This is a genomic window from Novosphingobium sp. BAM6 (assembly GCF_057784955.1).
This window is the reverse complement of record NZ_JBYNTR010000002.1, coordinates 148,220-173,401: the sequence shown is the minus strand read 5'-3', so window position 1 is coordinate 173,401 and position 25,182 is coordinate 148,220. Positions and strand designations below refer to the sequence as shown.

General features: G+C 64.1%; 17 protein-coding genes. 11 read left to right on the top strand and 6 right to left on the bottom strand.

Annotated elements, in window-relative coordinates:
• Positions 1 to 53: 53 nt before the first annotated feature.
• A complete protein-coding gene (dctA, locus tag AC3EC3_RS09480; protein ID WP_488489382.1) occupies positions 54 to 1,382 on the top strand; it encodes a C4-dicarboxylate transporter DctA in 1,329 nt (442 codons plus the stop codon).
• Positions 1,383 to 1,493: 111 nt separating this feature from the next.
• Positions 1,494 to 2,894, top strand: a complete 1,401-nt coding sequence (locus AC3EC3_RS09475; protein ID WP_488489381.1) for a carbohydrate porin — start codon at positions 1,494 to 1,496, stop codon at positions 2,892 to 2,894.
• Here the strand turns inward: AC3EC3_RS09475 and AC3EC3_RS09470 are convergent.
• Positions 2,891 to 4,432, bottom strand: coding sequence for a family 43 glycosylhydrolase (locus tag AC3EC3_RS09470; protein ID WP_488489380.1), 1,542 nt, complete (start codon positions 4,430 to 4,432; stop codon positions 2,891 to 2,893). The genes AC3EC3_RS09475 and AC3EC3_RS09470 overlap by 4 nt on opposite strands.
• Positions 4,433 to 4,659: 227 nt before the next feature.
• On the opposite strand from AC3EC3_RS09470, the gene AC3EC3_RS09465 reads away from it, so the two are divergent.
• Entirely contained in the window at positions 4,660 to 6,264 is a 1,605-nt protein-coding gene (locus tag AC3EC3_RS09465; RefSeq protein ID WP_488489379.1) for an alpha-L-fucosidase, read from the top strand.
• On the opposite strand, the gene AC3EC3_RS09460 is transcribed toward AC3EC3_RS09465, so the two are convergent.
• The 4 genes from AC3EC3_RS09460 to AC3EC3_RS09445 form a co-directional block, all read right to left on the bottom strand.
• Positions 6,265 to 7,407, bottom strand: coding sequence for an acyltransferase family protein (locus tag AC3EC3_RS09460; RefSeq protein WP_488489378.1), 1,143 nt, complete (start codon positions 7,405 to 7,407; stop codon positions 6,265 to 6,267).
• 135 nt (positions 7,408 to 7,542) lie between these two features.
• Positions 7,543 to 10,431, bottom strand: coding sequence for a TIM-barrel domain-containing protein (locus AC3EC3_RS09455; protein WP_488489377.1), 2,889 nt, complete (start codon positions 10,429 to 10,431; stop codon positions 7,543 to 7,545).
• A 22-nt stretch (positions 10,432 to 10,453) separates the two neighbouring features.
• Positions 10,454 to 12,082: a DUF5597 domain-containing protein gene (locus tag AC3EC3_RS09450; RefSeq protein ID WP_488489376.1), complete on the bottom strand. Its 1,629-nt coding sequence runs from the start codon at positions 12,080 to 12,082 to the stop codon at positions 10,454 to 10,456.
• On the bottom strand, positions 12,079 to 14,331 hold the full coding sequence (locus AC3EC3_RS09445) for a WD40/YVTN/BNR-like repeat-containing protein (protein WP_488489375.1): 2,253 nt from the start codon (positions 14,329 to 14,331) through the stop codon (positions 12,079 to 12,081). Before AC3EC3_RS09445 ends, AC3EC3_RS09450 begins: the two co-directional genes overlap by 4 nt.
• A 115-nt stretch (positions 14,332 to 14,446) precedes the next feature.
• On the opposite strand from AC3EC3_RS09445, the gene AC3EC3_RS09440 reads away from it, so the two are divergent.
• The 5 genes from AC3EC3_RS09440 to AC3EC3_RS09420 all read left to right on the top strand — a co-directional run bounded on the left by AC3EC3_RS09440 (position 14,447) and on the right by AC3EC3_RS09420 (position 19,634).
• Positions 14,447 to 15,571 carry a fumarylacetoacetate hydrolase family protein gene (locus AC3EC3_RS09440; protein WP_488489374.1) on the top strand — a complete coding sequence of 375 codons (1,125 nt, stop codon included), beginning with the start codon at positions 14,447 to 14,449 and terminating at the stop codon, positions 15,569 to 15,571.
• A 17-nt stretch (positions 15,572 to 15,588) separates the two neighbouring features.
• Positions 15,589 to 16,374, top strand: a complete 786-nt coding sequence (gene xylB, locus AC3EC3_RS09435; RefSeq protein WP_488489833.1) for a D-xylose 1-dehydrogenase — start codon at positions 15,589 to 15,591, stop codon at positions 16,372 to 16,374.
• Positions 16,374 to 17,246, top strand: coding sequence for an SMP-30/gluconolactonase/LRE family protein (locus AC3EC3_RS09430; protein ID WP_488489373.1), 873 nt, complete (start codon positions 16,374 to 16,376; stop codon positions 17,244 to 17,246). The genes xylB and AC3EC3_RS09430 overlap by 1 nt, the downstream gene beginning before the upstream one ends.
• Positions 17,247 to 17,352: 106 nt before the next feature.
• Positions 17,353 to 18,798, top strand: a complete 1,446-nt coding sequence (locus AC3EC3_RS09425) for a sugar porter family MFS transporter (protein ID WP_488489372.1) — start codon at positions 17,353 to 17,355, stop codon at positions 18,796 to 18,798.
• A gap of 2 nt (positions 18,799 to 18,800) precedes the next feature.
• Positions 18,801 to 19,634: an aldose 1-epimerase gene (locus AC3EC3_RS09420; protein ID WP_488489371.1), complete on the top strand. Its 834-nt coding sequence runs from the start codon at positions 18,801 to 18,803 to the stop codon at positions 19,632 to 19,634.
• Positions 19,635 to 19,638: 4 nt separating this feature from the next.
• Here AC3EC3_RS09420 and AC3EC3_RS09415 read toward each other — a convergent pair whose 3' ends face one another.
• A complete protein-coding gene (locus AC3EC3_RS09415) occupies positions 19,639 to 20,727 on the bottom strand; it encodes a LacI family DNA-binding transcriptional regulator (protein WP_488489370.1) in 1,089 nt (362 codons plus the stop codon).
• Positions 20,728 to 20,850: 123 nt separating this feature from the next.
• Between AC3EC3_RS09415 and AC3EC3_RS09410 the strand changes: the two genes are divergently transcribed.
• From AC3EC3_RS09410 to AC3EC3_RS09400, 3 genes are read left to right on the top strand one after another with little or no spacing between them, the layout of a single operon-like run.
• Positions 20,851 to 23,289 carry a glycoside hydrolase family 3 protein gene (locus AC3EC3_RS09410; protein WP_488489369.1) on the top strand — a complete coding sequence of 813 codons (2,439 nt, stop codon included), beginning with the start codon at positions 20,851 to 20,853 and terminating at the stop codon, positions 23,287 to 23,289.
• 11 nt (positions 23,290 to 23,300) lie between these two features.
• The gene (locus AC3EC3_RS09405; protein ID WP_488489368.1) at positions 23,301 to 24,296 is read left to right on the top strand and encodes an alpha/beta hydrolase; all 996 of its coding nucleotides are present in this window, start codon (positions 23,301 to 23,303) and stop codon (positions 24,294 to 24,296) included.
• On the top strand, positions 24,293 to 25,120 hold the full coding sequence (locus AC3EC3_RS09400; protein ID WP_488489367.1) for a GDSL-type esterase/lipase family protein: 828 nt from the start codon (positions 24,293 to 24,295) through the stop codon (positions 25,118 to 25,120). Before AC3EC3_RS09405 ends, AC3EC3_RS09400 begins: the two co-directional genes overlap by 4 nt.
• The last annotated feature ends 62 nt before the right edge of the window (positions 25,121 to 25,182 follow it).

The following is a 25,182-nucleotide window of genomic DNA, read 5'->3' as shown; positions in this document are numbered from 1 at the left end:
GTGAAACCGGTGAGGCAGCCCGCGGTTCCTCATCCATACGGGACAGGAGCAAGATGACAGGCACTTCGCCCTCGGGCATTTCCACCAGCCCAACTGCAACCCGCCGTTTCGGCATATTCGGGCAGTTGTGGTTCCAGGTTCTTGCCGGAACCGTGATCGGGATCGTGCTCGGCCTTATCGCCCCGCATGTCGCAGTCTCGATGAAACCGCTGGGCGATGCCTTTATCAACCTCATCCGCATGATGATCGGGCCGATCATCTTCGTGACAGTGGTTCACGGCGTGGCCGGCATGAACGACATGCGCAGCGTCGGTCGTGTCGCACTCAAGTCGCTGATCTATTTCGAGGCCATCACGATCCTCGCGTTGATCGTCGGCCTGATCGGCGTCGACCTCTGGCAGCCCGGTGCCGGCATGAACATCGATGCCAGCACCATCGATACCGCCTCGATCAAGTCCTACGTCAGCACCGCCCATTCCGAATCGGTCTCGGGCTACCTGATGAGCATCATCCCCAAGACCTTCGCCAGCTCCTTTACTGACGGGCACGTCTTGCAAGTGCTGTTCATCTCGGTCCTGTTCGGCATCGCGCTGGCTGCAGGAGGCCAGCGCTCGAAGCCGGTTGTCGATGTGATCGAAAGCGCGTCGCAGGCGCTGTTCCGCATCATCGGCTACATCATGTATTTCGCGCCGCTTGGTGCATTCGGTGCGATCGCTTTCACCATCGGCCAGTTCGGCGCGGCTTCGCTGCTGTCGCTGGGCGAGCTTATTCTTGAATTCTTCGTGGTCTGCGCGGCGTTTACCGCCGTTGTCTTCGGTGCCGTCGCCTGGTGGTGCGGGGTCAGCCTGTGGCGCCTGCTCGGCTACATCTGGGACGAGATCGTCATCGTTGCCGCGACCACCTCGACCGAGACCGTGTTGCCGCGTGTAATCCAGAAGATGCGTGCGCTGGGCTGCGAGGAAAGCGTCGTCGGTTTTGTCGTGCCTGCCGGTTACTCCTTCAACCTCGACGGCACATGCCTCTATCTCACCACCGTCGCCGTATTCCTGGCGCAGGCGACCAATACGCACCTGACCTTCTGGCACGAACTCGGTCTGATCGCCGTGCTGCTGATCACGTCCAAGGGTGCTGCCGGCGTAGCGGGAGCCGCATTCGTGGTCCTCGCAGCGACGCTCAGCACGACCGGGGCCATCCCCGTGGCCAGCATTGCCCTGATCCTTGGCATCCACCGTATCCTCGCCGAGGGCCTGACGTTCGTGAATCTCGTAGGCAATGCGCTGGCGACGATCGTGATCGCCAAGTGGGAAGGCAAGCTGGACGAGCGCGTCCTTGCCGAGGCTGTCGGCACGAAGGGCCTTCGCGCCCGTCTCGGCATCGCCTGAACCCAATATCTGATTTGACATGACCAGAGGCCGGGCGCCGCAAATCCCGGCCTCCCACCACGAGCTTTCGTCCGTCGAGGCGAAGCCCCCCAAGGAGAGTCCCCCATGCCGATGAGCCTTCCGCTCGCGGTGCCGACCGCACAGGTCGCCATTACCGCTGCCGCTTCCGACACCGCCGCGCAGGTTGCCCCCCCGGCCCAGCCCCCTGTCCAGAAGCCGACGCCGACAGTCACCACCGCGTCCTCGAACGATCCGCTGGCGGACTGGCGCAAGCATAACGCCATCGGCAAGGCCCTGCGCGATCTCAAGGCCGATGGTGTGGCGCTGAACCTCAACATCGTCGAGAATCTCGCGGGCAATCCGGTGGGCGGCGAACGTCAGGGCTTTCGCGAATCGCACTGGGTCAGCGGCGGTGCGGACCTCGACCTCGACAAGCTGGTTGGCTGGTCGAACACCAAGCTGCATATTCAGGGTGCCTGGTTCACCGGCGAGAATCTGGCCCGCGACGTGGTCGGCAACTCGATCAGCTTCCAGCAGACATGGCGCCCGGTCTCCGGCCCGCGACTGACGCAGTTCAACATCGAGCATGACTTCGGCCGCCTGAACATCGCTGCGGGCCGTATGGCGCTCAACAGCTACTTCAATAACTCATCGCTCAACTGCAACTTCATGACCAATGCCAGTTGCCTGACCACCTACGGGCCGATCAGCGATATCGGCATCACCGCCTATCCCAACTCATCGTGGGGGGCGCGTGCCAAGTACAAGATCGGCGCGCACGGCTATGTCGAGGCTGGTGCCTTCGAGTACAACAACGATCTGAACCTCAAGGGCAAGGATGGGCTCGACTTCTCTCTCGGCAAAGGCTCCGGCTGGCTGATCGGTGGCGAGGTCGGTCATGAAACGACGTTCAAGGACGAACGCCTGCCGCACAACTACAAGGTCGGCTTCTACCTCAACACCGATGGTGGCAGCAGCCCCTACTACAATGCACAAGGCGAATCCTACACGGGGACCGGCACGGCTGCGAAGAAGCTCGGCGGAAATCGCGTAGGCATCTACGGGCTTGTGGATCAGACGGTTTCGCGCGCGGCAGGCAACAGCAAGCGCAACCTTGCGGTCTTCGCCCGCGCGTACTGGAACGTGGGCAATATCCAGCAGATCGACTGGTTCGCCTCCGCCGGCCTCGTCAAGACCGGCACCTTCATCGGTCGAGACGAGGACACCATCGACTTCCTCGTTTCCAACACGCATTTCAGCGATCAGGAGATCGACCACCTGCGCGACGTGCGCGCCAAGGCCGGCGGCACAGGCGCTCCCCATGCCGACGAGATCGTGGGCGAAATCAACTACGGCTTCGCGGCACTTCCCGGCCTGCGGATCATGCCCAACCTGCAGTGGGTTCTGAACCCAGACCCGATCTATGCCCCCAAGTCGACGAAGAATGTCCCCTCGACCGTCGTGCTCGGCCTGCGCATCGACCTCAAGTTCGAGAAGTTCTTCGGCGCCTAACCCATATCAACGGCACGAAAAGCAAGGTCGCGAAACCGCACGCGACCTTCGCCGCTCGCGAACAGGGCAGGGCGGAGACTGAAAAAACCGTCGCCCATATTGTGATTGTAACCCGAGACTTCATAGCTGACGATCTTGCGCCAGGTCTTGCGATCCGGGCTGATCCAGAACGTCACGACATTTTCATCGTTCTGCAGCTTCAGGGAAAGCCTGCGCCCCACGCCCGCACCCGCTGAAGGATACTCCTGAACCACACCGTGCTTGTAGGCATGGAGTATGTCGCCTTCGGCCCCGATACCGCAGAACAGTTTGCTGTCGTAAAACAGCAGAACACCGCCTTGCGCCTCGTCGAGCAATTCGATGTCCACGATCATTTCATAGCTGCGTTCGCCAGCGATCAGGCCAAGCGGCGAACTGTCGGCGGGGCCTTTACCCTGTCCCCGCAGCGTCAGGCCGTCCCCCAAGAAAACCCGATCCAGATATCCCGGCTGCGGGTCGAAGAAGGTCAGCCGGGCGCCGAATTCGGGATGCGCGAAATCGGTCGAAAGCGGCAGGGCCGATGCCCCGGCGCCAACGGAAAGCGGCTTGGAAAGGGCACGGTCGAGTGTGCCACCCAGCGCACGCGGCCAGCCATCGACAGTCCACTCCATCGGTTCGAGCAGCATCTGTCGCCCGAGCGTGCGAAAGCCGTGCTCATAGCCGTGATACACCAGCCACCAGCGCCCGTCCGGCCCCTCCACAGCGGTCGCATGCCCGCGCGACCACCATGGCTCCTCACGCGAGGCCGTGCGCACGATCGGATTGTGGGGGCAATTTTCCCATGGTCCATCTATGGACCGTGAGCGCGCAACGATGACCATGTGACTGGTCGGCGGTCCCGCCGTGCCGCCCTCACCCGAGAACATGTAAAACCAGCCGTCCCGGCGCAACAGCTTGGGGCCTTCCAGCGCGGTAGCCTCGATCACCCAGTCGTCCGGGATCGGCCAGCCATCGTAGACCTGTTCCAGCGGCCCCACCGTCGCCAGTCCATCCGCCGTCAGCGCCACGCGCCTGCCACCATTCACAAACAGATAGCGTTTCCCATCCTCGCCGACCACATGCCCCGGATCAATGGCAAAGCCTTCGATCCCGAGATCAACTGGATCGCTCCAGGGGCCATGCATCGACTCAGCGTGGATGACATGAATCCGAAACGGATTGCCCTTGCCATCCGGCGCGCCAAGCGTCGGAATATATATGAAATAGCGGTCATCGTGTTTGGCTATGTCCAGTGCCCAGACAGATCCGATCGGCTTTTCCAGCGCCGGACCGATCGGCACCCAGTTCACCAGATCGCGCGAATGCCAGATGACGACAGCAGGATACCACAGGAAACTGGAAAAGGTGGCGTAGTAGTCTTCGCCATCCTTCAGGATGTTGGGATCCGGACGATCTCCGGACAAAATCGGATTGAGGTAAGTGCCATTGCCAAGATCGGCACGGCGCTGCCCCTCGAAGCCTTTGGCCCATTGGACTGGTGGAGCGGCGCAAGTCGTCAAGCCAGATGCCCCATCGGCCACGCGCTTTGCGGAAACTTCTGTCGGCAGCGCAACTGTGCCCAAGCCAGCAAGTCCGATTCCGATTGCCTGACGACGCGAATGCCCCATCATTCCCTCCCTTGCCTGCCGACTTTCCCACGGCTAGTGATAGCGATACCATAACAGGGGTGAGGACGACAGCAATGGTCTTTCATGCAGGTAGCCGGCGGCAGTTCATGGGGCGCACGATGACAGGCGCCGTGGCCTCCGGTCTTTCCGCGAAAGCCTTTGCGGAAAATCGCCAAAACCCGGTGGTCACCACTGGCCCGGTCGAGCCGACCTGGAATTCGCTTGTCGCCAACTATCGCTATCCGGACTGGTTCCGCGATGCCAAGTTCGGCATCTGGGCGCACTGGGGCCCACAGGCACAGCCGGAGCAGGGCGACTGGTACGGCCGCTTCCTCTACATGCAGGGGCATCCGGTCTACGATCATCACCTGAAGCATTACGGCCACCCGGCAGACACCGGGATGATGGACATCCAGAACACCTGGAAGGCCGAAAACTGGGACCCGGCCAGCCTGATGCAGCGCTATGTGAAAGCGGGCGCCAAGTATTTCGTCAGCCTTGCCTGCCACCACGACAATCTCGACTGCTTCGATTCCTCGCACCATGCCTGGAATGCCATGCGGGTAGGCCCGGGCCGAGATATCGTCGGCACCTGGGAGAAGGTCGCGCGCAATGCCGGGCTTCGGTTCGGCGTATCCAACCATATCTCGCACAGTTGGCACTGGTATCAGACCGCCTATGGCTACGATCCGGAAGGTCCGCGCAAAGGCGAACGCTACGACGCATTCCGGCTGACCAAAGCTGACGGCAAGGGCAAGTGGTGGGAAGGCCTCGACCCGCAGGAACTCTATACCGGCCCACACATGGTCGCCCCCGAAGGCATCGAGACAATGGCGGCGATGGGCCAGTGGCATGACAAGAACGACGGCCAGTGGATCGAAACCGCCCCGCCCGGCGACGAGCGCTTCGCTCGCCAGTGGCTGCTGCGCCAGATGGACCTCGTTTCGAAGTACAAGCCGGACTTCTGCTATTTCGACGATGTCGGGCTACCCTTCGGCAACTATGGCCTTGCCGCAGCGGCGGACTACTACAACCGCTCGCTCGAATGGCATGGCAAGATCGACGTGGTGCTCACCGCCAAGCAGTTGAAGCCGGAGGCCCGGTTCGGTCTCGTGCAGGATGTCGAGCGCGGCTTTACCGACCATCTCTGGGACGAACCCTGGCAGACCGACACCTGCATCGGCGACTGGTTCTACAACCGCGCCCGCTTTACCCAGAAAAGCTATGTGGGTGCCGAAGCCGTACTCCAGCGACTGGCCGACGTGATCTCCAAAAACGGCAACCTGCTGCTTTCGGTCCCGCTGCGGGGCGACGGCACCCACGATGCCGAGGAGGAGAAAATACTCGACGAAATCACCGCGTGGATGGCGCTGAATGGCGAGGCTGTCTTCGGTTCGCGCCCCTGGCGCGTCTACGGCGAAGGGCCGACTGCCATGCCCAGCGGCATGATGAGCGAGGGCAGCTTCAAAGGCTTCTCCTCACAGGATGTGCGCTTCACCACGCATGACGGCGCGCTTTACGCCTTCTTCCTGAAGCCGCCTGCAGGACCGATCACTATCGCTTCGCTCGGTCAGAATCGCGCGCAAGGCGAGGTTCGCCACGTCTCGCTGATGACGGGTGCGCCGGTGCCGCATCACCGCACCAACGCCGGGTTGACGCTGCATCTGCCACAGGGGCTAGGGATCGTTCCGGTCGTAAAGATCGAAGGCCCCGGCCTGGTGTAATCAGGCCGCCTGCTCGCGGAGGCGCGGCTGTCGTTCGCGATGCAGCCGCCCTCCGCTCAGCAGTCTTGCCGCTGCCGGAGACACCCCCAGCAACGCCTTGCCCAGGATCACGCTTGCGCCCAGCACGATCAGGGGTTGGGCCAGCAACAGGACCGGATAGAGCGGCGAGCCCATCGGCCCGGTCAGCTTGCCAATCAAGGGGCCGCCCAGCCAGATCATGATAAGATGCGCGCAAAACAGCAGGAACATGTAGGGCTCGATCCGTAGCAGGACGGGTGCGAAACGGCTACCTGCCAGCCTCCAGGCCAGAACCCAGAACATGTTTGCAGTGGCCACGCGCATCATCAGGTCGAGCGCGGCGGACGGTGCCGGACGGCTCATGAACGTGCCGGAACCTGCCATTTCCAGCCAGAGTTCCGTCGCGGCCATCACCAGATAGCCGCCTGCCGCGAACACGACCGGCGCGCGCGCGATCCGTTCCGCCAGATCGTGGCGGCGGATCAACAGCCCGATGATGAAGAACATCAGGATCGAGGGGCGCAGCAGCAGGGGTATGGAAATAGTCGAAATACTCCATGCCGCGACAACCACTGCGATGCCGATCAGCACACGGTCCGGCAGTCGCGAAAGCAACGGCACAGCCAACATGCACAGAAACAGATCGCGCAAAAAAGGCATCTGCACGTTGATGTCAGACGGCTTGAACAGGCATAGAAGCTCGTTGAGAGTCCATAGAACTGTGGTCGGCAGCGGTGCTTCGATCAGATGGAGCGCGGCCGCGCCCGATACGAATACGATCGCCAGCGCATTCCACGCCACCATCGGCAGGACAATCGCGCGCGCCTTGCCTGCATAGAACGTACGCAGGCCTCTACGGGCGAACGAAGGCCCGACCAGCCAGCCGGAGATCACGCTGAGCAAGGGCACCGAGCTGCGCCCCAGAAGGTCAATCAGCCCCCACCGCAGGAAGCCTTGAGAGGAATGGTTGAGGCTTTCCAGCTGCCAGCCATACAGCCCGGTCCAGGCGTGAACGTAGACGATGCCGAGAATGCAGATGACGCGGGAAATGGCGATCGAACCGGACAGTTGCGTGCCCCGTTTCGGCTTCACCCCCACAGATAGGCTCGGGGCCTTGTTATCCATCGTATCTCTTCCGCCTCATCCCAAGGCCCCTCGACGACGATGTCGGGACCGTGCGTTGTCTTGTCAACGCAACGCAGCGGGAGCGCGGCAGGTTGCCCCGCCCATCGGTCGGGCAGGGCAATCCGTCTGTCGTACCTACTTAGCGAGACGCCGGATCGTCAGCGACTGGCCATTCCACACCGCTTCGGTATCAAAGCTGGTCTCTTCGGCCACCGACTGACCGGGCCGCAGCCACTTCACCCGCACGGTGCGGGTCGCCGGCATCCCGGCATAGCCCTTGCCTTCACGCGTACCGAGCGTGACCGTGCCGCTGACATCGTCATAAGCGATCGGCATCCGGCTGAACGCGCCGGACTTGTAAGCTTCCGAACGGCCATCGTCCTCGTAGAGCGAGGTCGCTCCACTCGCGCCGGTATAGATCACCAGCGTCACCGGCGCGTCGAGCTTCTCGTCGGTGTACTGCATCACCGGCCCCATCGGTACGATCGAGCCTGCCCGTACGAACAGCGGCATCCGCTCGGCGGGCGCTACCACGGTCACATCCTGACCGCCCGCATAGGTCTTGCCGCTCTCGAAATCGTACCAGGTCACACCCTTGCCCGGCAGCCAGACCGAACGCTCGCGCGCCTTGTAGGTGCTGACCGGGGCGACGAGGAAAGCCTTGCCGAACAGGTACTCGTCATTGGCGGTGCGGGCTCTGGCGTCCTGCGGGAAGTCCATCACCAGCCCGCGCATGATCGAGCCGTCCTTCTCGTAAGCGTCCGCGCCCAGCGTGTAGATGTAGGGCATCAGGCGATAGCGCAGCTTGTCGTACCACACCATCGAGGCAAGCATGGGCGAACCTTCGGGCGCGATCTCGTAAATCTCACGCCAGGGCTGCTCACCGTGACTGCGGAAAATCGGACTGAACGCCCCGAACTGGAACCAGCGCAGATTGAGCTCACGCCATTCTGCTAGGTCTTCGGGCTTCGGGCTCGTCTCGGCAAACCGCAGTTCGACCGAGAAGCCGCCGATATCGTGCGTCCAGTTGGGCAGCCCCGACATCGCCGTGTTCACGCCCGCCGAAATCTGCGCGTGCAGATCGTACCAGCGCGTCGCCACGTCGCCCGACCATACCGCCGCGCCATAGCGCTGAAGGCCGCCGAAGCCCGAGCGGGTCAGCAGGAACGGGCGCACGTCAGGCTTGAACCGGCTCCAGCCTTCGTAGAAGGCGCGCGCGTTTTCCAGCGGGAACGAGTTGAAGAACTCCGCCGCGGGGCCAATCGCGGTCGGCCCCATGGTGTCGATCCGCTTGGTAATCGAAAGGTTGGAATGCATGTCGGGCTCGCTGGCATCGGCCCACCAGGCATCGAAGCCCTTTTTGCCCAACCTGTCCTCAATCTGATTCCAGAAGATTTCGCGCCCCTTGACCGAATAGGGGTCGTAGAAGGTGTTGAGGAAGCCCTCTCCCACCCAGTCCTTGTTGCCCTGACGCAGGTTGCCGTGAAAGATCGCGCCCGCAGCGTCCAACTCCTTGAAGTTGTCGGTGGTGGGATAGAACTTGGGCCAGACCGAGATCATGATCTCGGCGTGTTCGTCATGCACCTGCTTCACCATTGCAGCGGCATCGGGGAAACGGCTCTTGTCGAATTCGTGGCTGCCCCAGGAATCGTCCTTCCAGTAGCGCCAGTCGAGCACGATGTTGTCGAGCGGATAGTCCCGCTTGCGATACTCGGAGACGACGTTCAGCAGTTCGGCCTGTGTGTCGTAGCGCTGGCGCGACTGCCAGAAGCCATAGACCCACTTGGGCATCATCTCGGCCTTGCCGGTCAGCTGGCGATAGCCTGCGACAACCCCGTCCATATCTTTTGCGGCGACGAACCAGTAGTCCTTGTCGCGCGCGACATCGCTGGTGAACCACACCGAATGGCGATCCGCCTCGGGTAGCGGATCGTTGTGGAGCAGCGCCATGTAACCGGCGTTGGGGTCCCATTCGATCTTCAGATGGACGGGCTTGCCCGCCACCATCGGCACGTCGAAATCGGCGTACCACGGGTTCCAGTTCTGCCGCCAGCGATCGAGCACCAGCTTGCCATCGACATAGACCTTGTAATAGCTCGACCCGTAAAGCTGGAACTTGTGCACCCCAGTCTTGTCCGGGTGCAGATCGCCGTTCCATTCCACCGCCTGCGTCTGCACGGCGTTGCCCGCGGTGTTCTGGCCCTGACTGGAGGCCTCGGTACGGGCCTTGGCGGCCTCCGGCCATTTCGCCTGATCGTCCAGGAACTGGTAGTCGATCGTCGCTTCCTGACGGTTCACAACCTCCTTGCCATCGAGGAAATACTGCGCTGTGAAGCCCGGCTTTCCACCGCTGGTGACGGTCATCCCGCCGGTGTCGCCCACCAGCTTGTAGGGCGCCGGATTGCCGAAGCGGGTGATGCTCTCGTTATCCCAGAGCAGCCCGTAATTACGGGTGGAGACGAGGAACGGCAGGCCGATATCCATGTTGTGCTGGGCGAGCTGCACGTCCTGCCCGTTATAGTCCATCACCGCCTGCTGGTGCTGACCGAGGCCGTAGAGCCCCTCGTCCGTCCCACGGTTGAACTGCTGCGAGACAGTGACGTAAGGCGTACCGTCCGCCTTTGTGGCCGTGAACGCAGTGGGCGCGGATTCCGCCAGCATCGGCTTGCCTGCCGCATCGAGGAAACGAACCTGCCCGGTCTTGGTGTCGATCACGGCACTGGCCCTCGCCGCGCGGATCGTCACCAAGCCTGCAGCCTCGCGCACGGTATAGGCCCCGGCCTGCGGCGGATTGGGCGCCATCAGGCTGGCGTTCTGCTCCGGCACGGCAAGCCCGCGCGGGTGAGCAACGACGTGGAAGATGCCGTCGCCGTGCAGCGTCACCTCGACGCGATCGGAAGGTCCGCTTGCCGGCGTGACGACTACGCCGCCGGGAACCTTGCTCACCCCTGCCGGAGCCGCCAGCGCCGGTGTTGCCGTCAGCGCACTGCCCGCCATCAGGACCGCAATTGCGATATGTTTCATGTTGTCTGTATCCCCTGCCCGTTCAGGGCCTGTTGCCCGAATAGAAACCCGTGGTGATCCGCAGCACCTGCGGGCGGTCGATTAGGTTGATGCCGTAGTCGGTCTGATCGCCGTTCCACACGCGGCTCGTCACCCAGCGGCCATCGCGGAAGGTGCCTTCCTCGACCGCGACGACCATGCCATTCTTCTCACCCTTCGTTGCCGAGAAATTGACGCGCACATGATCGCCCATGACGAGGTACTGGTTGTCCGAAAGCTGCGCGACGGCGACGCCGCCAATCGGCTGGCTCGCCCATGGCGGCGGCTCGGACTTGATCCAGGTCCAGTCCTTCTCGCCGAACTGCCACTGGCCCCAGCTTGCGGTGATAGTCCACTTGCCCAGCGTCACCGATTGCGGTGAACCGTCATCGGGCTTCGCCGCGCCCCAAGTCGGGCGACTGGCGGCGATCCGCCCCCAGTCGGGCAGGATCGAGGCGAGTGTGGCATAGGGCAGCGCGAAAGCGTCAAGCGTCTCCTTGTCGAGCGCCGTCGCCCCCAGCGGATAGTTGAAATAGCCGGTGTCATCCATGCCGAAGGGTGAGAAACCAATGCCGCCGCGCCCGATGGTGGGCCAGAAGAACCGCGCGAACTCACGCGCGTTGCCGATCTCCGGCACCATCAGCGCATTGTCGGGGCGGTCATACTTGTCCAGATACTGGACGACGTTGCCGGAGGTGCGGTCATAGATGTCGGGCGCGGCAAGGTCGATCGAGGGCGCCGCAGTCTTCCAGATGTCGAGCACGTCCCACTGTGGACCGCCGCTGGCGACGCCGGTGGGGTCTGGCACGTTGGAGGGACCGGCCAGCGCCGCATTCACATACATCGGCAGCGGCTTCACCGCCTTGCCCGCTGCCGCCACCTGATCGACGAAGCGCGCGACGTACCAAGTGTTGAATGCGCGCGGCGCCTGCTTGCCGAACGCCTGTTCCCAGGTGCCCGACTTGCCGGTCTTCTTCGCAAGCGCTGCGGGAATCGCCTGCGCGAACAGCGCGTTGCCCTTGGCCGAATAGTCGCGCGGCACACGGTACGATCCGGTCTCGTTCTCGGGCTGGACCATGATGACGGTGTTCTGCGGATCGTGATCGCGCAGATATTCCATCACCTTCACGAACGCGCGACTGTCCGCCGCCAGTGTCTCGTCGGACAGCGGGCTCAGCACATAATGGTCCGAACCATCGGGCGCCTTCATGCGCGGGAAGCGTTTGTTGTCCAGCTTGACCCAGGCCGGCGTATAGCTGGGGCTGGTGTTCTTCCAGGTGCCGAACCACAGCAGCACCACACGCTTGTCATGCGCCCGCGCCGCATCGAGCAGGGTCTGGAGATAGGCGAAATCGAACTGCCCCTCGACCGGCTCAACCTGCTCCCAGGCGATGGGGATCTCCAGCGTGTTCGCGTGGATCGCGTCCAGCACCGGCCACACCGCATTCAGCATCGCGGGATAGTTGCTGGAATTATTCGCCTGAGCGCCCAGCATCAAGAACGGCTTGCCATCGACGATCAGCGCATGGTGACCATCGGCGCGCGTCTCGATGCGCGGGATTTGCGTGTCCGCCAGCGCAGGCTGCGCAAGCACCATGAGTGCCGCCGAACAGGCGACATGCCGAAACTTCATTGCCCCTCTCCCTTCGGATCGCCAGCTACGATTCCCCGCCCGTCCGTTGCGATGTAGACCCGTCCGAACAGGCGCGGATCGCCGGTCAGCATGCGGATGCGCAAGCCCCACTGGTGATCGTCATCGTTGATGCGCTGCCATGTCGCGCCCCCGTCCAGCGATCGCCAGACCCCGCGTAGGCCGTCCAGCGTACCCAGCGCGTAAAGTGCAGGGCCTTGCGCGCCCGCAGACGCTTTGCCCAAGCCGTAGCGCTCGACCGTGAGCGCACCGCCGGTTCGTACCCAGCTCTCGCCGAAGTTGGTCGAGTGCCACAGCACACCATCCAGCAGCAGCCACAGGGCGCCCGCCCGTCCTGGCTCGGCGAGAATAGGCGGTGGCGCCTCGCGATTGGGCTGGTGCGCGGGAGACAGATCGGACGGCAACCCACCCGAGGCCAGTGGGTGGAAATGCGCCCCGCCATCATCGCTGCGCACTACCCGATTCGCTGCAAAGTCCAGCGCATAGAAACGCGCGGCGTCCTGCTTGTCGGCCGTAACGCGGGCGCGGCTCGGCAGGCCCGATATCGCCTGCCAGTGGTTGCCGCGATCACGGGTCAGTTGCGGCACATCGCGTTCGACAAGGAACGTCGATCCATCCGCGGAAACCGTAATCGCGGCATCGCCGGTCTGCTCGGGCAGCGGCGAGCCATCGGCATGCGAGCGCCCGAGAGGCACATGCAGCGGGGTCCACGAACCGCCGCCATCGGCAGACCATGCCAGCGAGGTATCGGGGACCACCGGCGCATGGATATTCCCGCTGCGCACCATCACCAGCGGCGCTCGCCCTGCATAGTCCAGCGTGTTGGTGTTCGCGAGGAACGGGTTCAGATGCATGTGCGGCGGCGACTTTGCAAAGTCGTCGTGCCGGAAACCGCCGATATCCCCGAAGCCGGAGACCAGATGCGCTCCACCCGCAGGGCTGACTAGCGTGATGACCGCAGTCTGCTCGATCCCTTGCGTCCACGGCGCCCAGTGCAGGGTGCCGCCGTGCTGCAATTCGTTTGTCGCGTAAACCGTCGCCCCGGTCACATAGGCGGCGTGGTTCGCATCGAACGGGTCGATGGCAAACCCTGCGATCCAGTGCCCGAAATTGGCCTTGCCGTCGAAATCGAGGAAGGGCGTTACCGAGACATCGCGTTCCGAGCGGCGCCACAGTTCGTCCCAATGCACGCCTGCGTCATGGCTGAGCCAGACGGTATCCACCGGATCGCCGCGATCAACCGTGCTGACTGCGATGGTCGCGGGGTCGGAGGCGGCGACAGACACGCCCATATAGCCCCCCTTGGGAGCATTTGCGCCCTTGATCGGGGTGACATCGCGCCATCGGTTCCCTCGCGGGTCGTAACGCCAGACCGCGCCACGGCTGATCCCGTTCGGGCCGATGCCGTCGCACAATGTCACTGTCAGCACCCCATCGCGGCCAAGTGCCGCTTTGGCGGCCAGCAACCCCGCATCAGGGCCTCCGGTGACGGCGCGCCAATGCGCTCCGCCATCATCAGAGCGATAGAGATGATGTCCGCCAGGATCGGCATTGCCGACGAAGATCCGCCCTTTCACCTGCGGGTCGAATATTACGAACGACAACCCGCCATGGGTTTCCCTGCGCCGTGTCGGCAAACCAAGCCCTTTCAGCGGAAACGCCGGCACTTCTTCCCAGTGTGCCCCCGCATCGCGGCTTTCCCAGAGCCCCTGATGGCGTGAGCCGAACAGCAGGTGCGCGTGGTCATGCGGGTCAATCGCCAACCGCTCGCCAAGGCCGCGCCCATTCTCGTTGCCGCCCATGCGAAACGGCACCGGCGTCACGCGCCAGTGCGTGCCGTAGTCGGTAGAACGAAAGATCGCGGCAGGCTGACCCACACCCATACCCGCCGCCAGATAGACGGTTCCGACATCGACCGGATCGGCGGCGATGCTCTCGATGCCCATGTAGCTGCCGATGGCGACGCCGTCCTGTAACGGTATCCAGCGCTGGCCCCGCGCATCCCAGCGATAGGCCCCGCCCATATCGCTACGCAGATAGGCCAGTCCCTTCTTGACCGGGCTGAAAATTACCCCCGGCGTGAAGCCGCCACCACCTACGCGCACGTTCGACCAGGTATAGGGAACGGCATCCGCCAGGACAGGCATCGGCAACAAAGCGGTGGCAAGCGCCATCAACGCCAGCCCGACCGGCCTTTGCATCCCTCTCGCGGTATCCCGCCAGCGCGCCATTCGCACTTTCCCCCTCTGCCCATGCCCGCAAGCGTTGATCGTCTCTTGATGAGTCGTATCTTGACGCCGTGTCGAAGCCGAGAGATAACGCTAACACCTGTGGAGGGGAATAGCAGTGACAAAAAATAATCCGGGCGCCGTTCTGGGCCTGCCCGAAGACTGGCGGCAGGGGACATTTCTGGGGCGCTATGAAAGCGATGAAGGCCCCTCTCCGATCCTGATTCGCGATGGCCTCGTCCACGACATGGCGCATGTGGCGCCTACCATTGCCGCGCTGGTAGCGCTCGGCACGATCTCCGGCGGTACGCTGCTGGGAGAGATCGACGTCCTCGATCCCGCCCGCCTGCTCAGCCCTGTCGATCTGCAATGCGTCAAGGCCTGTGGCGTGACGTTCGCCGTCTCCGCGCTCGAACGCGTGATCGAGGAACGCGCGCGCGGCGATTACACGAAGGCCGCAGAACTGCGCACCCGGATCGAGGAAGCGCTCGGCGGCTCCGTGCGCTCGGTGGTTCCCGGCTCGCCCGAGGCGCAGGCGCTGAAGGACACGCTGATCGAGGAAGGCCTGTGGTCGCAGTATCTCGAAGTCGCGATCGGGCCAGATGCCGAAGTCTTCACCAAGTCTCCGGTGCTTTCCACTGTCGGCCAGGGCGCCATGATCGGCGTGCGTTCGGACTCCACCTGGAACAACCCCGAGCCCGAAGTGGTGCTGATCGCCGGGCCGGATGGCCGCGCGGTCGGTGCGACGCTGGGCAATGACGTGAACCTGCGCGATTTCGAAGGGCGCTCGGCGCTGTTGCTGGGCAAGGCCAAGGACAACAACGCGTCCTGCTCGCTCGGCCCGTTCATCCGCCTGTTCGACACAGGCTACACGATGGACGATGTGCGCTCGGCGGACGTCGCCATGACGGTCGCAGGCACCGACGGCTATCGTCTCGAAGGCGCCAGCACGATGCGCGAAATCAGCCGCGATCCCGAGGATCTGCTGCGCCAGACGATGAGCGAGCACCAGTACCCTGACGGTTTCGCGCTGTTCTGCGGCACCCTGTTCGCGCCCACGCAGGACCGCGACGAGCCGGGCCGTGGTTTCACCCACAAGCCGGGCGATGTCGTCACCATTTCCAGCCAGCGCCTCGGCACGCTGACCAACACGGTCGCAACCTCGAAGGACGCGCCCGCCTGGACGTTCGGCCTCTCCGCCCTTTTCGCCAACCTTGCACGCCGCGGCCTTCTCCCGGCGTGACCGGAATACCCCAGACCATGCTCCAGAGCACATCCACCGCGCCGCTGGCTGCGATCTATCCCGACCTTCAGGACCGCCGCGTGATCGTGACCGGCGGCGCCACCGGCATCGGTGCGGGCCTTGTCGAGGGCTTCATCGCGCAGGGTTCGCGTGTCGCCTTCGTCGACATTCAGGACGAGGAAGGTGCCGATCTTGTGCAGCGCCTTTCACCGGGCGCACGCCATGCCCCGGTATATCACCGGCTTGACCTGACCGATGTGGACGCGCTCACCGGCGCGCTCCAGTCGATCATTGCGGACCTAGGCGGGATCGACGTGCTGGTGAACAACGCCGCCAACGACGATCGCCACACCGTGGAAGAGGTCACGCCCGCGTTCTGGGAAGAGCGCATGAACGTGAACCTGCGCCACCAGTTCTTCGCATCGCAAGCCGTCGTCCCGGCCATGCGCGAGGCCGGCGGCGGCGTGATCGTCAATTTCGGCTCGATCAGCTGGCACCTCGCGCTGCCCGAACTGGTGCTTTACCAGACGGCCAAGGCGGCGATCTCGGGCCTCACCCGCAGCCTTGCCCGCGATCTCGGGCGCGACAACATCCGCGTCAATACGGTGGTGCCGGGCAACGTGAAGACCCCGCGACAGGAAAAGTGGTACACCCCCGAAGGCGAAGCGGAAATCGTGGCCGCCCAGTGCCTTCCAGGGCGCCTCGTACCGGCGGACGTCGCCGCGCTGGTGCTGTTCCTCAGCTCCGACGGCGCGCGCCTGTGTACAGGGCACGACTGGTTCGTCGATGCGGGGTGGCGCTGATGGACGCACAACATCTCCGCGCGCTCGGCATGGAACTGGGCGAAGGCCCGGTCTGGATCGAGGATGCGCTGTGGTTCGTCGACATCAAGCGCCAGACGGTGTTCCGCCTCGACCCGGTCAGCGGTGCGCTTGAGGACTGGGCCGCGCCCGAACATATCGGCTGGGTGCTACCCAGTACTGGCGAAGGGCTGATCGCGGGGCTCAAGAGCGGCCCGCATCGCTTCCGCCCGGAAGCCCGCAGCTTCGAACCGATCGGCAAGGTCGATGTGGACCTGCCCGACAACCGCCTCAACGATGCCGCGACCGATCCTGAAGGGCGTCTGTGGTTCGGCACCATGGACAATCTGGAAGGCGGCGAGACCGGCCGGGTCTACGTGCTCGACAAGGGCGAGGTCCGCGAGAGCGGGATCACGCCCGTTGCCATCACCAACGGACCTGCGATCTCGCCTTGCGGGACATGGCTCTACCACGTCGACACGCTGGGCAAACAGGTGATCCGCTATGCCGTGAGCGACGACGGAAACATCGGTGAAGGCGTGGTTTTCCTCGACTTCAACGGGGAGGACAGAGCCGACTGGGGCTGGCCCGACGGCGCCACCTGCGATGCCGAAGGCGGGGTCTGGCTGGGCTTTTACGGAGGTTGGGCCGCGCGGCGCTTCGATGCCGATGGTGCGCTGACGGACGAAGTCCGCCTGCCGGTGGCGAACGTGACCAAGATCGCTCTGGGCGGGGCAGAACGGCGTACAGCCTATGCCACGACCGCGCGACAGGGCCTCTCGGACGCGGAACTTGCCGCGCAGCCGCTGGCAGGCGATCTCTTCACCTTCCCGGTCGCGATTCCCGGCCAGCCCGTGACGCCTGCCAATACCTGATTACCGACCAGACCCGGCGCCGGGGTCCGAACCGGGCAACTCATGAACGTGCGGAGCGGGGGAACCATCAACGACAATCCCCGCCCGCCAGGAAAGGATGTCAGGAATGCCCACGTTTCAGGTGGCCTCCCCCCACGACTTCGCGCTCGACCGAAGCGCTGCGATCAACATGCGCCTGATCGCACTGGTGGTGGCCGTCGCGACCATCGGCGGCTTCATGTTCGGATACGATTCGGGCGTTATCAACGGCACGCAGAAGGGGCTGGAGTCCGCCTTCGATCTTGGCGCGCTGGGCGTCGGCATCAATGTCGGCGCAATCCTTGTCGGCTCCTCGATCGGCGCCTTCGGGGCCGGGCGCCTGTCCGACGTGATCGGGCGACGCGGCACGATGATGCTGGCCGCCGTGCTGTTCCTGATCTCCGCGCTGGTTGCGGGTGCTGCCGGAAGTTCGGTTGTGTTCATCCTTGCCCGCATCGTCGGTGGCCTTGGCGTCGGCGCGGCCAGCGTGACGTCGCCGGTCTACATTTCCGAGATGGTGCCCGCCGGTATTCGCGGGCGGCTGTCCTCGATCCAGCAGGTCATGATCATCACCGGGTTGACCGGTGCGTTCCTGGCCAACTACGTGCTGGCACATACCGCCGGTAGTTCGACCGCCGCTTTGTGGCTGAACCTGCCCGCGTGGCGCTGGATGTTCTGGCTTCAGGCGATCCCGGCGGCGATCTACTTCCTCGCGCTGCTGACCATTCCCGAAAGCCCGCGCTACCTCGTCGCCCGACGCCACGAGGAGCAGGCCCATGGCGTCCTCACCCGCCTGTTCGGCCCGGAGGAAGCCACCCGCAAGGTAGCTGAAATCCGCGCCTCGCTGGCCGCAGACCACCATCGCCCGCGCCTGTCCGACCTGATCGACCGCACGAAAGGCCGCATTCGCCCGATCGTGTGGGTCGGTATCGGCCTTGCGGTGTTCCAGCAGTTCGTCGGCATCAACGTGGTGTTCTACTATGGCGCAACGCTGTGGCAGGCCGTGGGCTTTACCGAGGACTATGCCCTCCAGATCAACATCCTGTCGGGCGCGCTTTCCATCGGCGCCTGTCTGCTGACGGTCGCGCTGGTGGACAAGGTGGGCCGTCGCCCGCTGCTGCTGATCGGCTCGGCGGGCATGGCGGTGACGCTGGGCACGGTCGCCTGGGCTTTCTCAACCGCTGTCACCGATGCCGCCGGTGCCGTCTCGCTACCCGGCCATGTAGGCCTGATCGCGCTGATCGCGGCCAACCTCTATGTCGTGTTCTTCAACATGAGCTGGGGCCCGGTGATGTGGGTCATGCTGGGTGAGATGTTCCCCAACCAGATCCGGGGCTCTGCTCTTGCCGTTGCAGGCTTTGCACAGTGGATCGCCAACGCAGCGATCTCGGTCAGCTTCCCGATCCTCGCCGTCAGCCCCGGTCTTGCGCCGACCTATGTGTTCTATGCCCTGTCGGCAGCGGTTTCATTTGTCTTCGTCCGCGCCTTCGTGACAGAAACGCGCGGTCGCGAACTCGAAGAGATGCAGGGATAACCATGAAACTGACACGGGGTGAGTGGTTGCTGGACGTCGATACCCGGCACGGCGGCATGATCCGCGCGCTGGAGCAGCGTGACCGACCGGTGCTGCGCGCGATGCCGCAAGGCAGTACCGAACCGCTCGACAGCGCCTGCATTCCGCTCGCCCCGTACGTTAACCGCATTGCCCATGGACGTTTCACGTGGAACGGGGCGGCCTATCACCTCGCCCCGAACCATCCCGATCACGCGCATCCGCTCCATGGCACGGCATGGCTGCACAACTGGACGCTGGGCGCGCAGAACGAATCCTCGATCACGCTGCACCATGTCCATGAAGCCGATGCCCAGTGGGGCTGGTCATTCGCACTGACGCAGACATTCACGTTGCTGGACGACGGGCTGGAAGCGTGCCTCGCGATCACCAATACTGATCGCCACACCATGCCCGCCGCGCTGGGATTCCACCCATGGTTCGACCGCAACGACGTAAACGGCATCCGCTTCGCCGCAGGGCAGGTCTGGCTCTCCGACGATGAAATGCTGCCGACCGATCCTGCTCCCGCCGATGCCCTGGGTGACTGGCAGGCCGGTGCCGAGCTCGAACGTCCCGATCTGGTCGACCACTGTTATGCGGGCTGGGATGGCACGCTCATCATCCAGCGCGACGATGGCGACCTGATCCTCGAAGGCGAAGGCACGCCCTTTCTGCACCTGTTCGTCCCACCCGGACGCGACTTCTTCTGCGCCGAGCCGCAGACAACCATGCCCGATGCGGTCAATCGCCAGCCCCCTGCCCCGCTCGCGCCAGGTGAGACGCTGACGATCACGATGCGGATTCGCGCGGCCTGAAAGCCTATCCCGGCACGCGCAGCGAGGGGCGACGACGTGGCGCGGCATCGGACTGGCGACGCACCAGCGTGTGATCGAGTTTGATCCGGTGTGTGCCGATCTCCGAAGTCCGCTTGTTGCGCAGCAGGGAGACCAGCAGTTCCACCGCACAACGGCTCATTTCTGCGATCGGCTGCTGGATTGTGGTCAACTCCGGCCAGATCGTCGTGGCCAGCGCCACATCGTCGAAACCGCAGACGGTAAGGTCGCCCGGAACGTCGAGCCCGCGGCGATGGGCGATGGCGACAGTGGCGGCAGCCATGTCATCGTTGCTGGCGAAGATCGCGGACGGCGCATTGTCCAGCGAAAGCAACGCTTCGGCGGCATCCAGCCCCGAGCGATATGTGAAGTACCCCTGTGCAACCAGCGCCTCATCAAACGCGATGCCGGCCGATTCCAGCGCTTCGCGATAGCCGATTAGACGCTCGCCGCTGGCAGTCAGATCCGGGTGGCCAAGGATGAAACCGATGCGCTGATGGCCAAGGCCGATGAGGTGTGCCGTCATTTCGCGCGCAGCGGTGTGATCGTCGATCATAACCGCCGCCACGCCATCCTCCGGCCGCGCGGTGGTAACGGCAACCGTCGGTACGCCCGCCTTGCGCAGCACCACCAGTACCTCGGGCGCTTCGCATAGCGGCGGCGGCAGCACCACCCCGTCGACACCGCCCGCGATCATCCGCTCGGTGGCATGGCCGGGATCTTCGCCGTCCTCCAGCTTGCGCACGACGATCTGCGCATCCGAACGGCTCGCCTCTTCCAGCGAACCGACGATGAAAGCACTCAGGAACGCCTCGGACGGGTTGGAATAGAGCAGTCCGATCCGCATCTGCGCCGCGCCTGCCAGACTGCGCGCCGCGCGGTTGGGGGCATAGTTCAACTCGGCGATCGCCGCGTTCACCTTCTCTCGCGTGGACTGGCGCACCTTGGCGTCGGCATTGATCACCCGCGATACCGTCATCATCGACACGCCTGCCAGCGCCGCCACATCGCTGATGGTGGGCGCGCCAGTCTGGCGGGAGCGACTTGTTCTGGGCTTACGGAGGGTATCGGGCATCCCGCAACCCTAGCATGACCGCCAGCCTTGCGAATAGCGGTGCCGACACATCGCACGACAATTTATGGTAGCGCCACCATTTGTAATGGCCTATTGTACGACAAGAATAAAGGGGAGGATTGAATGAAGCGGATTTCCCGCGTGATCTCGGTGGCCGCGCTGTGCGGATGCGCCAGCGTCGCCATGGCCCAGAACACCCTCGATACACCTGCCGCTGTACTGGATGCAACACCCGTTCATCCCCAACTCTGGCCCATCGCCAAAAGCCCCGGCCTTGTCGACCCTGCGACCGAGGCAAAGATCACCGCGCTGATGAAGCGCATGAGCCTTCGCGAAAAGATCGGCCAGATGATCCAGGCCGATACCGCCTCGATCAAGCCCGATGACCTGCGCACTTATCCGCTCGGCTCGATCCTTGCAGGCGGCAATTCCCCCCCGCTCAATGCGCCGGATCGCTCGCCCGCAGCCGCCTGGGTGAAGACGGCGCGCGCCTTCAATGCCGTGGCGATGGAGCCGCGCGCCGGGCATGTCGCGATTCCGATGATGTTCGGCATTGATGCCGTCCACGGCAACAGCAATGTGGTGGGCGCCACGCTCTTCCCGCACAATGTCGGCCTTGGCGCGATGCACGATCCGGCGCTGATGCGCCAGATCGGTGCCGCGACGGGCGCGGAAACTGCGGCTTCGGGCATCGACTGGGCTTTCGGCCCGACCCTCGCCGTGCCTCAGGACGAACGCTGGGGCCGCGCCTATGAGGGCTATTCCGAAGACCCTGCGCTTGTCGCCAGCTACGCCGGGCCGATGGTCGAGGGTCTGCAGGGCACACCCGGCAGCAAGACCACGGTGCAGGCGGGGCACGTCGCCGCCAGCGTCAAGCACTTCCTTGGCGATGGCGGCACGCATGACGGCATCGATCAGGGTGACACCCGTGTCAACGAGGCCACGCTGATCCGTATTCACGATGCGGGCTACCCCGCTGCCGTCGATGCCGGGACGATGACCGTGATGGCCTCGTTCTCCAGCTGGAACGGCGTGAAGATGCACGGCAACAAGGCGTTGCTCACCGACGTGCTGAAGGGCCGGATGCACTTCGACGGCTTCGTCGTCGGCGACTGGAACGGCCATGCACAAGTGCCCGGCTGCACCGCGACCGACTGCGCCGCGACATTCAACGCCGGACTCGACATGGCAATGGCGCCCGACAGCTGGAAGGGGCTTTTCGATTCGACGCTGGCCGATGCACAATCGGGCAAGATTCCGATGACGCGCATCGACGATGCCGTGCGCCGCATCCTGCGCGTGAAGTTCAAGCTCGGCCTCTTCGACAAGGCACGTCCCTTTGAGGACAAACCGCAGGAAATGGGTTCAGCGCAGCACCGCACCATCGCCCGGCAGGCGGTGCGCGAGAGCCTCGTGCTGCTCAAGAACGAAGGCGTTCTGCCAATCAAGACCAGCGCCACCGTACTCGTCGCAGGCGATGCGGCGGACGATATCGGTCGCCAGTCCGGAGGGTGGACGCTGTCGTGGCAGGGTGACGGCAACACCAATGCCGACTTCCCCGGCGCTACCTCGATCTACGCCGGAATCGCCAGCGCGCTGAAAGCAGGCGGCGGCAAGGCCGTGCTGTCCCCCGATGGCAGCTTCACGGCAAAGCCCGACGTCGCGATCGTGGTCTTCGGGGAAGAGCCTTATGCCGAACTGCGCGGCGACGTGCGCACGCTGGAATTCCAGCCCGGTGACAAGAAGGCGCTGGCGCTTCTCAAGAAGTTGAAGGACCAAGGAATTCCTACCGTCTCGGTGTTCCTCTCCGGTCGTCCGCTTTGGGTGAACCCGGAACTGAACCAGTCCGACGCTTTCGTCGCGGCATGGTTCCCCGGTTCGGAAGGCGAAGGCGTGGCCGACATGCTGATTGGCGGCAAGACCGATTTCCACGGCACGCTCTCCTTCTCGTGGCCAAAGACGGCAGCGCAATTCGTGCTCAACAAAGGCATGACCGGATACGATCCGCTGTTTCCGCTGGGCTACGGCCTGACTTATGCCGAGGGTGCGCATGTCGGGACGCTCAGCGAAGTCGCCGGGATCGACGCCAGCGCCACCAACACCAGCGTGTTCATCGCCAATGGCAGCGCCGCCAAGCCCTTCACGCTGCAGACGTCCGACACGGTCTCGCAGCGCCTTGTCGACAGCCCCAGCAGGCAGGAAGGCGCCGTCCAATTGACGTGGAGCGGCGCGGGCAAGGCCGAAGTCTACGGCCCGACGCTCATGCTCCAGCGCGAGGCGAATGCCGATCTCAACGTCGATCTGACCTATCGCGTGGACGAAGCCGCTACCGGTCCGGTCACGCTCGCGCTGGGCTCGGGCGCGGTTCGGATAGACGGAGTAACGGCAAAGCCGGGAACCTGGGCGCACCTGAAAGTGCCACTCAAGTGCTTTGCCGCGCATGGCACCGACCTTGCCGGAATCAGCCGCCCCTTCACGCTGACCGCGCAAGGGCGCTATGCCATCGTCATTTCCGATCTGAAACTCGGCACCGATCCTGCCGGCGCCGTCTGCCCTGACTGAGGGGAAAAACCATGACCGACACGACAACCTCGCGCCGCACGCTGCTGGGCGGCATCACCGCGCTCGGCCTTGCCGCGACCCTGCGCACGCAAGCGGCCAAGGCTGGCCCCACCGCGATCTCGACATCCGGGCCAACCCTGCCGCTCTGGCCCGGCAAGGCCCCCGGCGCGCCTGCCACGATGCCGCCCCTCCAATGGCACCAGCAGTCAAAGAACGCCGATTTCGACGATCGCTGGCTGACCGGCGTGACCACGCCTGCGCTCGCGGTGCGCCAGCCCGCCTATCGCGACGGCTCGGCAGTGATCCTGCTACCGGGCGGCGGTTATGAGTTTCTCGCCTGGGACAACGAGGGCGAAGAGCAGGCCCGCTGGCTGACCGAGCGCGGCGTCACCTGCTTCATCCTTTCGTACCGCCTGCCCGGCGAAGGCTGGGCCAATCGCGCGACGGTGCCTTTGCAGGATGCCCAGCGCGCAGTCAGGCTGGTGCGCAGCAAGGCCACCGATTTCGGCCTCGATCCCAAGCGCATTTCGGTGCTGGGATTCTCCGCAGGCGGGCATCTGGCGGGCAGCATCGCCACGCGTTTCGACGAGAAGGTCTATGCCCCCGTCGACGCTGCCGACACGCTCTCGGCCCGACCCGATCTGGCGGGCATGATCTATCCGGTGGTCAGCCTCTCTGCACCGTTCACTCACATCGGATCTCGCGACGCGCTGCTAGGCAAGGGCGCGGGCAAAGCGCTGCGCGACATGGGGTCGGTCGAGAACCGGGTGACGGCCGATACGCCTCCCGTCTTCCTCACCGCCTCGAGCGACGATGGCCTTGTCCCTATCGGCAACAGCCTGGCGATGTACAGTGCCCTTCTCGCCACACAGCGCTCCGCCGAGTTCCATGGCTTCGACAAGGGCGGCCATGGCTTCGGTGCAAGGCTTGGCAAGGATGTGCCCGCCTCGATCTGGCCCGACCTGTTCCATGCCTTCGGCAAACGCCACGGAATCTTCGCGGCATGAAGCCTCGTCTGCGCGCGGCGAAAGTCTCTGCGGTCGTGCTACTGGCAACCGCAGTGGCCTTTACCACCGTTCCCGCCCGCGCGCAGACGCCTGCCCCTTATCAGTCGAGCCCTGAACGGCGCACCGTACAGGAAGACCGCGAATGGGGTCCCTGGCTCGGTCCGTTTCGCCAGAAACTGGTTCCCTCGATGATGCAGGACTTCGGCGAACGCTATATCTACGCGGCCGCCGATGCCGCCCTGCCCCCACCCTCCAAGGGTGAACAGCGGGTGGTCTTCATCGGCGATTCTATCACCGACCTTTGGGATCTTGCGCGTTTCTTCCCCGGCAAGCCTTACATCAACCGGGGCATCGGCAGCCAGGTGACGGCCCAGATGCTGGTCCGCTTCACGCAGGATGTAGTCGCCCTGCGTCCCCACGCCGTCGTAATCCTGGGCGGCGTGAACGATGTGACCGGATTCCTGCAGGTGGAGAGCACGGACGGTATCGTCTCGAACATCGCGGCGATGGCCGACATTGCCCGCGCGCATGGCATCGCGGTTGTGCTGTGCTCGATCCTACCCGTCACCGACACCGCCACGCAACGCGACAATGTTGCGCAGCGAAAGCCAGCCGAACTGCGCGCTATCAACGCCCGACTCGCAGCGCTGGCAAAGACACGCGGCTATGCCTTTGCAGACTACGTCCCCGCCCTCGCCGCCCCCGACGGGCTGATGCAGCAAGGCCTCACGCGCGACGGCGTACACCCGCTTTCCGCAGGCTATGCACGCATGGTGCCGATCGTTCAGGCCGCCATCGAAACCGCGCTTTCCCGCCAGCCTTGATCCGTCGATCAGCCCCTCTTCACATGCGCCTGCACGCAACGCAGACGTTACATTGACAACGC

Coding starts and splice junctions, on each gene's coding strand:
- dctA (WP_488489382.1), top strand. CDS start 54: ATGACAGGCACTTCGCCCTCGGGCATTTCCACCAGCCCAACTGCAACC.
- AC3EC3_RS09475 (WP_488489381.1), top strand. CDS start 1,494: ATGAGCCTTCCGCTCGCGGTGCCGACCGCACAGGTCGCCATTACCGCT.
- AC3EC3_RS09465 (WP_488489379.1), top strand. CDS start 4,660: ATGACAGGCGCCGTGGCCTCCGGTCTTTCCGCGAAAGCCTTTGCGGAA.
- AC3EC3_RS09460 (WP_488489378.1), bottom strand. CDS start 7,407: ATGGATAACAAGGCCCCGAGCCTATCTGTGGGGGTGAAGCCGAAACGG.
- AC3EC3_RS09455 (WP_488489377.1), bottom strand. CDS start 10,431: ATGAAACATATCGCAATTGCGGTCCTGATGGCGGGCAGTGCGCTGACG.
- AC3EC3_RS09450 (WP_488489376.1), bottom strand. CDS start 12,082: ATGAAGTTTCGGCATGTCGCCTGTTCGGCGGCACTCATGGTGCTTGCG.
- AC3EC3_RS09445 (WP_488489375.1), bottom strand. CDS start 14,331: ATGGCGCGCTGGCGGGATACCGCGAGAGGGATGCAAAGGCCGGTCGGG.
- xylB (WP_488489833.1), top strand. CDS start 15,589: ATGCTCCAGAGCACATCCACCGCGCCGCTGGCTGCGATCTATCCCGAC.
- AC3EC3_RS09430 (WP_488489373.1), top strand. CDS start 16,374: ATGGACGCACAACATCTCCGCGCGCTCGGCATGGAACTGGGCGAAGGC.
- AC3EC3_RS09425 (WP_488489372.1), top strand. CDS start 17,353: ATGCCCACGTTTCAGGTGGCCTCCCCCCACGACTTCGCGCTCGACCGA.
- AC3EC3_RS09420 (WP_488489371.1), top strand. CDS start 18,801: ATGAAACTGACACGGGGTGAGTGGTTGCTGGACGTCGATACCCGGCAC.
- AC3EC3_RS09415 (WP_488489370.1), bottom strand. CDS start 20,727: ATGCCCGATACCCTCCGTAAGCCCAGAACAAGTCGCTCCCGCCAGACT.
- AC3EC3_RS09410 (WP_488489369.1), top strand. CDS start 20,851: ATGAAGCGGATTTCCCGCGTGATCTCGGTGGCCGCGCTGTGCGGATGC.
- AC3EC3_RS09405 (WP_488489368.1), top strand. CDS start 23,301: ATGACCGACACGACAACCTCGCGCCGCACGCTGCTGGGCGGCATCACC.
- AC3EC3_RS09400 (WP_488489367.1), top strand. CDS start 24,293: ATGAAGCCTCGTCTGCGCGCGGCGAAAGTCTCTGCGGTCGTGCTACTG.